This is a genomic window from Reyranella sp., from assembly GCF_050185545.1.
Lineage (GTDB): Bacteria > Pseudomonadota > Alphaproteobacteria > Reyranellales > Reyranellaceae > Reyranella.
Map to the genome: position 1 here is coordinate 1 of NZ_JBFWZI010000235.1, position 9334 is coordinate 9334.

Annotated in this window: 10 protein-coding genes; 2 read left to right on the plus strand and 8 right to left on the minus strand. The window is 67.3% G+C overall.

Translation table 11 applies throughout. The annotated features are described in order from the left end of the window. Positions 1 to 7 precede the first annotated feature (7 nt). From AB7O82_RS34155 to AB7O82_RS34180, 6 genes are all read right to left on the minus strand, one after another. Entirely contained in the window at positions 8 to 421 is a 414-nt protein-coding gene (locus AB7O82_RS34155; protein ID WP_428547245.1) for a VOC family protein, read from the minus strand. Continuing rightward, entirely contained in the window at positions 418 to 1665 is a 1248-nt protein-coding gene (locus tag AB7O82_RS34160) for an RNA polymerase sigma factor (RefSeq protein WP_428547248.1), read from the minus strand. The genes AB7O82_RS34155 and AB7O82_RS34160 overlap by 4 nt, the downstream gene beginning before the upstream one ends. Next, on the minus strand, positions 1662 to 2051 hold the full coding sequence (locus AB7O82_RS34165; RefSeq protein WP_428547251.1) for a YciI family protein: 390 nt from the start codon (positions 2049 to 2051) through the stop codon (positions 1662 to 1664). Before AB7O82_RS34165 ends, AB7O82_RS34160 begins: the two co-directional genes overlap by 4 nt. Before the next feature lie 271 nt (positions 2052 to 2322). After that, a complete protein-coding gene (locus tag AB7O82_RS34170) occupies positions 2323 to 3189 on the minus strand; it encodes a metallophosphoesterase (RefSeq protein ID WP_428547254.1) in 867 nt (288 codons plus the stop codon). Positions 3190 to 3600: 411 nt separating this feature from the next. Next, complete coding sequence (locus tag AB7O82_RS34175; protein WP_428547257.1) at positions 3601 to 4821, minus strand: polyhydroxyalkanoate depolymerase; 1221 nt, start codon at positions 4819 to 4821, stop codon at positions 3601 to 3603. 88 nt (positions 4822 to 4909) lie between these two features. Further along, entirely contained in the window at positions 4910 to 5491 is a 582-nt protein-coding gene (locus AB7O82_RS34180) for an SCO family protein (protein WP_428547260.1), read from the minus strand. 64 nt (positions 5492 to 5555) lie between these two features. Here AB7O82_RS34180 and AB7O82_RS34185 point away from each other — a divergent pair, with 64 nt between their 5' ends. Both AB7O82_RS34185 and AB7O82_RS34190 read left to right on the plus strand, forming a co-directional pair. Then, a complete protein-coding gene (locus AB7O82_RS34185; protein ID WP_428547263.1) occupies positions 5556 to 6101 on the plus strand; it encodes an HD domain-containing protein in 546 nt (181 codons plus the stop codon). A gap of 110 nt (positions 6102 to 6211) precedes the next feature. Beyond that, a complete protein-coding gene (locus tag AB7O82_RS34190) occupies positions 6212 to 6847 on the plus strand; it encodes a flavin reductase family protein (protein WP_428547266.1) in 636 nt (211 codons plus the stop codon). 220 nt (positions 6848 to 7067) lie between these two features. Here AB7O82_RS34190 and AB7O82_RS34195 read toward each other — a convergent pair whose 3' ends face one another. Both AB7O82_RS34195 and AB7O82_RS34200 read right to left on the minus strand, forming a co-directional pair. Then, on the minus strand, positions 7068 to 8411 hold the full coding sequence (locus tag AB7O82_RS34195; protein ID WP_428547269.1) for an amidase: 1344 nt from the start codon (positions 8409 to 8411) through the stop codon (positions 7068 to 7070). Positions 8412 to 8581: 170 nt separating this feature from the next. Further along, on the minus strand, positions 8582 to 9334 hold a 753-nt coding region (locus AB7O82_RS34200), incomplete at its 5' end, for an AMP-binding enzyme (RefSeq protein ID WP_428621421.1).

A 9334-nucleotide genomic window follows, 5' to 3' on the forward strand; every position in this document is an offset into this window, starting at 1 on the left:
CAAGCACTCACCCCGACTGCTTGCCGCTCGGCATGCCCATCGACCAGAGGACGCCGAACGGATCGCGCAGCTGGCCGTAGCGGTCGCCCCAGAACATGTCGGAAAGCGGCATCACGACCTCGGCACCGGCCTTGGTGGCGCGCTCGAACCAGGCATCGACGTCGTCGACCTGCAGATGCAGCGTGAAGGCGGCCGGTGTCTCGAGCGGATGGCCATGATCGGGGAAGGCGTCGGCCAGCATGACCGAGCCGCCGTTGATCACCAGATGGATGTGCATGTAGCGGCCCTTGTCGTCGGGCGGCATGCGGATCGCCTCCATGGCGCCGAACGCCTTCACGTAGAAGTCCGCGGCGGCGCCCGCGTTGCTGACGGAGAGATAGGGCGCGACGCCGCCCAGGACGGGGGGAAGTCCATTGCTCATGACGTTTTCCTTTCCAGTCGATCGAGATGTTGGCGGATGTGGGCCGCCTCGGCCGGGCTGTTGGCGAGCGTGATCGCGCGGTCGAAGGAGGCGCGGGCTTCCCCGCGGCGCTCCAGCTGGTCGAGCAGGGCGCCGCGCACGCCGTGGAAGTAGAAGTAGCTGGAGAGCCTGGCCTCCAACGGCTCGATCAGGGCGAGCGCTGCCGCCGGCCCGCGAACCTTGCTCACCGCCACGGCGCGATTGAGCGTCACGACGGGCGACGGCTGCAGGCGCTCGAGGTTGGCATAGAGCAGGTCGATCTCGGCCCAGTCGGTGTCCTGGGCGCGCGCGGCGCGTGCATGCAGGGCCGCGATCGCCGCCTGAATCTGGTAGGGACCGGGCCGGCGATGGCGCACCGCCTTGTCGATCAGCGCCAGGCCTTCGGCGATCATCGCACCGTTCCAGCGGCTGCGATCCTGGTCTTCCAGCAGGACGATGCTGCCGTCGTCGTCGAAGCGCGCGGCGGCGCGCGCCTGCTGCAGCAGCATCAGCGCCAGGAGCCCCATCACCTCCGGCTCGGCCGGGAAGGCGCGCAGCAACAGGCGCGCCAGGCGGATCGCCTCCTCGGCGAGCTTCAGCCGCTGCCCGGCCTCCTCGTAGCGCGACGAATAACCCTCGTTGAACAGCAGGTAGATCATCGCCGACACCAGGTCGAGGCGCTCGGCGCGCTCGGCGGCGCCCGGCGTTTCGAACGGCACGTCGGCCTTGGCGATCCGCGCCTTGGCTCGCGTGATGCGCTGCTCCATCGCGGCCTCGCCCACCAGGAAGGCGCGCGCGATCTGCGCCACCGACAGGCCGCAGACGATGCGCAGCGCCAGCGCGATCTGCTGGGTCGCCGGCAGCTCCGCGTGGCAGCAGATGAAGAGCAGTCGCAGGATGTCGTCGCGGTAGTGGCTGCTGTCGAGCCGCTCGGCCATGGCGTGCTCGGCATCGTCGAGGTCGGACAGCTCGGCCTCGTCGGGCAGCGGCACCTGCCGGGTGCGGCGGCGGACATCGTCCATCGCCGCGTTGCGGCCGACAAAGATCAGCCACGCCGCCGGATCGCGCGGCGGGCCGTTCTGCGGCCATGTCTTCAGGGCGCGCAGACAGGCTTCCTGGAAGGCTTCCTCGGCCAGATCGAGGTCACGGAAGTAGCGCAGCAGCGCGCCCACCGCTTGCGGGCGGGCGGCGCCGAGCACCCCGTCGATCCAGCCGATGTCGTTCATGCCGCGGGCTTCTGCTGCTGGCCGACCGTGTATTCGTGAAATTCGGCCACCGGTCGGACCTCGTAGCTGCCGGTGCCGGGATTGGCGGTGGCGAGCTCCCTGGCGGTCTCGAGCGCGGCATCGAGCGAGCTGCAGTCGACGATGTAGAAGCCGAGAAGCTGCTCCTTCGTCTCGGCGAACGGCCCGTCGATCACCAGGTTCTCGCGGCCCTTGCGCAACGTCGTGGCGGCCGTGGTCGGCAACAGCCGGGCGACCGGCCCCAGCCTGCCCTGGCGGGCCAGCTTGTCGTTCACGCTGCGCAGGCGCGCCATGGTCTCGTCGTGATACTCCTTGGACCAGGAGCCGACGGCATCCTCGGAATTGTAGCAAAGGATCGCGTAAAGCATCGACGAACGCTCCTCGATTTGACCTCAGGACGAACGAACAGACGGGATTCCGACAGCGGGCCGGAATTTTTTCAGTTCAGGCTTCCTCCCCCCGTAATCGGGTCGTAATCGGGGGAGGTGGCCCGCAAGGGCCGGAGGGGGAAGGCCGCAGTCGAGACCTTTCCGATTCCGACGTCGGAATCTCGTAGACCTCGACTGACGCCTTCCCCCTCCGCCCCGTGTGACGGGGCACCTCCCCCGATTGCGGGGGAGGAAATCAAGATTGGTGCGCCTACTCCCCCTCCGACGATATCGGCGTCGCGAAGGGCGTGCCGGCCTTGAGGATGCGGTAACGGCCGTCCCGGATCTCGGCGCCGGTGACGATCCCGGTGCGGGCGCTGCCGCCGTCGAGTCCCAGGCGGTCGCCCTCGAACTGGTGCGGGTCGGTCATCCCGCTGATCGCCCGGTGCTTGTCGGGCGGCGTATGGCCGTGCACCACCAGGGTGCCGCCGAAGCCGCCCTTCCAGTCGAGGAAGCCATGGTTGATCCAGGCCCAGCGCGCCTCGGTGAAGATCGTCCACGGCCGGGTCAGGAACTCGTCCGGATCAGCATGGGGATCGAGCCCGCCATGGACGAACAGCGTGTTGCCGAGCCTGACATGCGAACGCATGCCGTAGAGGCGGTGCACCACGGTATCGCCCAGCGCTTCCGACAGCAGCGCGAGGTTGGCCGGCGCCTTCGGCTTGCCGATCCGCGCGCGCATCTGGTCGAGCAGGATATGGCCGCCCATGCGCTTGGTGAGCCACATCGTCTCGGCCTTGTCGGCGTGCGGTCCGCCGATCACGGCCAGCATCATCATGATCTCGTGGTTGCCCATCAGCCGGTCGATGTGGTCGACACCGCGTGTCTCGGCGCTCTCGGCCCACTGCTCGAGCACGCCGATGCCGTCGGGGCCGCGATTGATCATGTCGCCGAGATAGATCAGGCGCCGCTTGCCGGCCGTTTCGCCGGCAAGACGGGCGATGCCGTCGAGCAGGGCGCCCAATTCCGTGGCGCAGCCATGAACGTCGCCGATGGCGAACACCGTCTCGCCCTTGAGGTCGAACGGCGCCGGCTTCCAGTCGGCAATCTCGACGGGGACCGTAACGGGCATGTCCATGGCAGGACCCTAGACCATGTCGCTCCAACCCGCGAGCGCGCCGCAAGTTACAGGAAGAGACGCTCGATCTTCCGGCCGCCCGGGCAGCCGCTCAGGCCTCCCGGTCCTCCTCGTAGAGTCGGATCAAGTTGGCGAGATGGTCGAGCAGCTCGGCTAGCACAGTCGCTGCGCTTCTCTCCCGTATTCGGGCAGAGCATTCGCATACAAAAAAGCTCCGTCATCCCGAGCGGAGCCGCCCGACCAGGCGCTGTTTACAGCGCCATTGGCGGCGCAGTCGAGGGACCTTTCTTACTGAGGCTGCGAGAAGGAAGGTCACTACGCCTCGCATGCTCGGCTCCGGCCGGGATGACGGAATTATTTGCAGTATGCGAATGCCCTGCGTAATCGCGGGAGGGAGTAGGAAACAGCCCGTCAACCCGCGTCGTTGTCGCGGATGAAGCTGCTCACGCGCGGCATGATCTGCTCGCGCCATTTGCGGCCGTTGAAGATGCCGTAATGGCCGACCCGCGGCTGTTCCCAGTGGACGTGGCGCGCGCCCGGGATGTTGGGCGTGAGGGCGTGTGCGGCCTTGGTCTGGCCGACGCCGGAGATGTCGTCGAGTTCGCCTTCGACCGTCATCAGGGCGGTCTCGATATGGGACGGGTCGATCTTGCGGCCGCGGCTCTGCCAGACGCCACGCGGCAGCCGGTGCTCCTTGAACACCACCTCGATGGTCTGCAGGTAGAATTCGGCGGTCAGGTCCATGACCGCAAGATACTCGTCGTAGAAGGCGCGGTGGGAGTCGGCTGAATCGTCGTCGCCTTTGATCAGGTGCTCGAACTGGCGCATGTGGGCGTTCACGTGCCGGTCGAGGTTCATGCTGATGAACGAGGTGAGCTGCAGGAAGCCCGGATAGACCCGGCGCATCGCCCCCGGATATTGGAAGGGCACCGTCGAGATCACGTTCTGGCGGAACCACATCATCGAGTTGCGCATCGCCAGGTCGTTGGGAACGGTCGGGCTCTGGCGCGTGTCGATCGGTCCGCCCATCAGGGTGATTGATCTCGGCTGTCGCGGGTCATGCGCCTCGGCCATCAGCGAGGCGGCGCCCAGGACCGGCACCGACGGCTGGCAGACGGCGATGACATGCACGTCCGGCCCGAGATAGCGGCAGAACTCGATGACGTAGTCGACGTAATCGTCGAGGTCGAAGTTGCCGTAGGCCAGCGGCACCTCGCGTGCATCGACCCAATCGGTGATGTGCACGTCGTGGTCGGGCAGCAGGGCCTCCACCGTGCCCCTGAGCAGGGTGGCGAAATGGCCGCTCATCGGCGCCACCACCAGCAGCTTGGGATCCCGCCGCGTCGTGTCGCGGCGGAAGCGCAGCAGCTGGCAGAACGGCTTGCGGACCAGGATCTCCTCGTTGACCGCCACGGTCTCGTTGCCGACCTGCGTCTCCTTCAGGCCGAAGGCGGGCTTGCCGTAGTTCTGGGTGAGGCGCGCGATGATCTCCGCACTGGCCGCAACCGACTTGCCGAACCAGGTGTCGGTCAGCGGGTTGTAGGGGTGCGAATAGACCTGCTCCAAGGCGTTCGCCCACAGCCTCACGGGCCCGGCGAGCTGGCGATGGAGTTCGTAGGCGGCGTACAGCATGGGGCGCGGATTGTACGCACCTGCGAAGTATTGTCACTGCAATAGTGCAGTGCAAAAATCTCTGTGATTCAGCGATTTAACCGCTTTCCTACAGCAGCCGCCCCACCGCTGCCGCAATCGCTTCCGGCTTGGCCTCGTGGGTGAAATGGCCGGCGAAACGGCCGTTGCGGTCGAGCAGGTAGACGATCGAGGAATGGTCCATCAGGTAGGGCCCGCCGTCCTTGCCGGGCACCTTCTGGAAATAGACGCGATAGGCGCGGGCGACGTCGGCGATCTGCTGCGGCGTGCCGGTCAGGCCGATGAAGGTCGGGCCGAAATTCTCGACATAGCCCTTCAGCAGCTTGGGGGTGTCACGCTCGGGATCGATCGTGATGAACACCAGGTTCACCTTCTTGGCCGCATCGGGGCCGAGCTTGTCGAGGGCGTTCGCCATCTGCAGCAGCGCGGTCGGGCAGACGTCGGGACAGAAGGTGAAGCCGAAATAGATCAGGGTCGGCTTGCCCTTCAGGCTGTCGCTGGTGACGGTGGCGCCGTTCTGATCGGTGAGCGCGAACGGACCGCCGATCGCCGGCTTGCCGTCGCCCCGGAAGGCGTCCCAGGCGATCCAGCCGACGACGGCGACCAGGACGGCGATCCAGACGCCGAGCAGCGCCTTCATGGTGCGAGACATGGGCCGAAGATGGGCCGACCCTTACGTCTCGACAAGCCGGACCGCGCGTCGCACAACGGCAGCCATGAGCGCCGACCTCATCCTGCTCGCCCGAGCCGCCGACTATGCCGCCCGCCAGCATGTTTCCCAGCGGCGCAAGGGCGAACGGTCGGAGCCCTACATCAACCACCTGACCGAGGTGACCGATCTCCTGGCCTCGGCCACCGACGGCCGCGATGCCGTGCTGCTGGCCGCCGGCATGCTTCACGACACGCTCGAGGACACCGACGCCACCTACGAGGACCTCGAGCAGCGCTTCGGTCCCGAGGTCGCAGCGCTGGTCGCCGAGGTGACCGACGACAAGTCGCTGCCCAAGGAAGAGCGCAAGCGGCTGCAGATCGCCAAGACGCCGGCCAAGTCGGTGCGCGCCAGGCTGCTCAAGCTCGCCGACAAGACCTCGAACCTGCGCGCCCTGGTCTCGACGCCGCCGGCCGGATGGACAGAGGCGCGCCTGGCCGACTATGTCGTGTGGGCCGCCGAGGTCGTGAAATCCTGCCGCGGACTCAATGCTATGCTCGAGGAGGCGTTCGACGCGGCCCATGCCGAGGCTGCACGGCGTTACGGCCGATAGAAGCGCCTTCCGATTTGATGGAACTGCTTGCGGTTCCATCAAATCGGAAATGCGCCCATTGGGGTCGGTTGTTGCAGCCGGGACTTTGGAGCCCGCGGGAGGAGACAGCCATGTTCTACGATGCCGCCAAACGCGATCACGGCCTGCCGCAGGATCCGCTGAAGTCGCTGATCGTGCCGCGGCCGATCGGCTGGATCTCGACCATCGACCGGCAGGGTCGGGTCAATCTCGCGCCCTACAGCTTCTACAATGCCGTCGGCGAGTTCCCGCCGATGGTCTATTTCGCCATCACCGGCACCTACGGCAGCTCGCCGACCAAACACAGCCGCATGAACGCCGAGCAGACAGGCGAGTTCGTGGTCAACATGGTGAGCGAGAAGCTGAAGGAGCAGATGAACATCACCACCACGATGGTGGAGTTCGGCGTCGACGAGCTGAAGCTGGCCGGCCTGACGCCCGAGCCGAGCCGCTATGTAAAGCCGCCACGTGTGAAGGAATCGCCGGTGGCGCTGGAGTGCCGGTACTGGCGCACCATCGAGCTGCCGGTCGAGAAAGGCCATGAGGACAAGCGCGGCTCGGTCGTCTTCGGCCAGGTGGTCGGCGTGCACATCGACGATGCCATCGTGAAGGACGGCCGCATCGACACGCTGGCCTTCAGGCCGGTCGCGCGCCTGGGCTACAGCGAATACACCACGACCGAGAACGTCTGGCGCATGCGCCGCCCCGACGATCCGAAGTATCAGTGAGGCTCATTGCCGGGAGCGCACCACTCCGTGGCGCTCATACTCCTCCCCAGCGTTGCTGGGGAGGTGCCCCGTCATACGGGGCGGAGGGGTCACGAGTCACAAAGGGCAGCGGGGCCATGACCCATGACCCCTCCGTCGCCGTAAGACGGCGACACCTCCCCAACAAGTTGGGGAGGAGGAGAAGAGCGCCACTGGAGTGGCGCGCTCCCGGCAATGAGAATCAGTGCGTCCCCACTACCGGTGCCACGCTCCGCGCCATGGCCAGCACGCGCTGGTCGGCCATCGCCTCGCCCATCAGCATGAGGCCTACCGGCAGCTCGGCCGGGGCGTGGCAAGGCAGGCTGATGGCGCAGCGGTCGAGGAAATTGCCAACCGTGGTGTTGCGCAGCAGCAGCATGTTCTTCCTGGTGAAGCCGTCCGGCGTCGCGACCTCTTCGATCGTCGGCGCGGTGATGGCGCAGGTCGGCATCGCCACGGCGTCGTAGTCGATAGTGATCGCCGAGACACGGCGCTGCAGGTCGGCGCGCCTGGCCAGCAGCTCGATATAGTCCGCGGCCGACATCTCCATGCCGCGGCGGATGCGCGGCGCCACCAGCTGGTCGTAGACGTCGCCGCGGCGGGCGATCAGGGCGCGATGCCAGGCATAGGCCTCGGCGGCGGCGAAGCTCCCCTTGGCGTTGATCGCCGGCAGCTCGTTCAGTTGCGGCAGGTCGATGTGCTCGACACGGACGCCCTTGGCGGCGAGCGTCTGCAGAGCGCGCTCGAAGGCGCGGGCGACGACGGTGTCGAGATCGTCCATCACGAAGTGGCGCGGCACGGCGAGCCGCAGGCCGGCGAGCGGCATCGGTTCGGGCACGGTGATCGGCTGAGCCGCGAACACGGCGTCGACGATGGCGCAGCATTCGACCGAGTTGGCCAGCGGTCCGATCGAATCGAGGGAGGTCGAAAGCGGCACCACGCCGTCGATCGGCACGCGACGCGCGGTCGGCTTGAAGCCCACGATGCCGCAGACGGCGGCAGGGATGCGTACCGAGCCGCCGGTATCGGTGCCGAGCGCGGCCACGGCCATGCGATCGCCGACCGACACCGCCGCACCCGACGACGAGCCGCCGGGGACGCGCTTGCGGTCGGCCGGATTGCCCGGCGTGCCGTAATGCGGGTTGAAGCCGACGCCCGAGAAGGCGAACTCGCTCATGTTGGTGCTGCCGACGATCACGGCGCCGGCGGCGCGCAGGCGCGCCACGACCGGCGCATCCTGGGTGGCGGGCGGCGCATCGTCGAGCGCTTTCGAGCCGGCGAGCGTGATCTCGCCGGCGACGTTGCAGAGGTTCTTGATCGAGACCGGGAGGCCGGCCAGCGGCGAGGGCACGAGGCCCACCTTGCGCATCGCGTCGCTGGCATCCGCGGCGGCGAGCGCCTGCTGGCGCCATACCTTGATGAAGGCGCGCTTGCCTTCGCCCGCCGGATCCTCAATGCGCGCCAGCGCCTCCTCGGTGAGCTTGCGCGACGTGGTGCGGCCCGCCGCGAGGTCGGCGGCGAGGGTCTGGATGGTTGGATTGGGCATGGGACTCCTTGCTCGGCATTCATTTTCCTCCCCTGTAACCGGGGGAGGTGCCCCGTCATACGGGGCAGAGGGGTCATGAGTCACAAAACGAAGCGGGGACATGACTCATGACCCCTCCGTCGCCGCATGACGGCGACACCTCCCCAGCGGAGCTGGGAAGGAGAAGAGGTTCAAGCCCGGTTCTTCACCAGGTCGTCGACCACCGCCGGATCGGCGAGCGTCGAGGTGTCGCCGAGATTGCTGAAGTCGTTCTCGGCGATCTTGCGCAGGATGCGGCGCATGATCTTGCCCGAGCGCGTCTTGGGCAGGCCGGGCGCCCACTGGATGACGTCGGGCGTGGCGATCGGGCCGATCTCCTTGCGCACCCAGCCGACCAGCTCCTTGCGCAGCTCCTCGGACGGCGACTGGCCGGACTTGAGCGTCACATAGGCATAGATGCCCTGGCCCTTGATGTCGTGCGGGTAGCCGACCACGGCTGCCTCGGCAACCTTCTGGTTGCCGACCAGGGCGCTCTCGACCTCGGCGGTGCCGATGCGATGGCCCGACACGTTGATGACGTCGTCGACGCGGCCGGTGATCCAGTAGTAGCCGTCGGCGTCGCGCCGCGCGCCGTCTCCGGTGAAGTACTTGCCAGGGTAGGTCTTGAAGTATGTGTCGATGAAGCGCTGGTGGTCGCCGTAGACCGTGCGCATCTGGCCGGGCCAGGAATTGATCAGGCAGAGATTGCCGGTGGCGGGGCCGGTGAGCTCCTTGCCCTCGGCGTCGACCATCACCGGCTGCACCCCGAAGAAGGGCCGCGTCGCCGAACCCGGCTTGAGCCGGGTGGCGCCGGGCAGCGGCGTGATCAGGATGCCGCCGGTCTCGGTCTGCCACCAGGTGTCGACGATCGGGCAGCGCGAGTCGCCGACCACGCGATAGTACCA

What these genes read in the sequence shown, in the direction of transcription:
- AB7O82_RS34155 (WP_428547245.1), bottom strand. Translation starts at nt 421, where the DNA reads ATGAGCAATGGACTTCCCCCCGTCCTGGGCGGCGTCGCGCCCTATCTC.
- AB7O82_RS34160 (WP_428547248.1), bottom strand. Translation starts at nt 1,665, where the DNA reads ATGAACGACATCGGCTGGATCGACGGGGTGCTCGGCGCCGCCCGCCCG.
- AB7O82_RS34165 (WP_428547251.1), bottom strand. Translation starts at nt 2,051, where the DNA reads ATGCTTTACGCGATCCTTTGCTACAATTCCGAGGATGCCGTCGGCTCC.
- AB7O82_RS34170 (WP_428547254.1), bottom strand. Translation starts at nt 3,189, where the DNA reads ATGGACATGCCCGTTACGGTCCCCGTCGAGATTGCCGACTGGAAGCCG.
- AB7O82_RS34175 (WP_428547257.1), bottom strand. Translation starts at nt 4,821, where the DNA reads ATGCTGTACGCCGCCTACGAACTCCATCGCCAGCTCGCCGGGCCCGTG.
- AB7O82_RS34180 (WP_428547260.1), bottom strand. Translation starts at nt 5,491, where the DNA reads ATGTCTCGCACCATGAAGGCGCTGCTCGGCGTCTGGATCGCCGTCCTG.
- AB7O82_RS34185 (WP_428547263.1), top strand. Translation starts at nt 5,556, where the DNA reads ATGAGCGCCGACCTCATCCTGCTCGCCCGAGCCGCCGACTATGCCGCC.
- AB7O82_RS34190 (WP_428547266.1), top strand. Translation starts at nt 6,212, where the DNA reads ATGTTCTACGATGCCGCCAAACGCGATCACGGCCTGCCGCAGGATCCG.
- AB7O82_RS34195 (WP_428547269.1), bottom strand. Translation starts at nt 8,411, where the DNA reads ATGCCCAATCCAACCATCCAGACCCTCGCCGCCGACCTCGCGGCGGGC.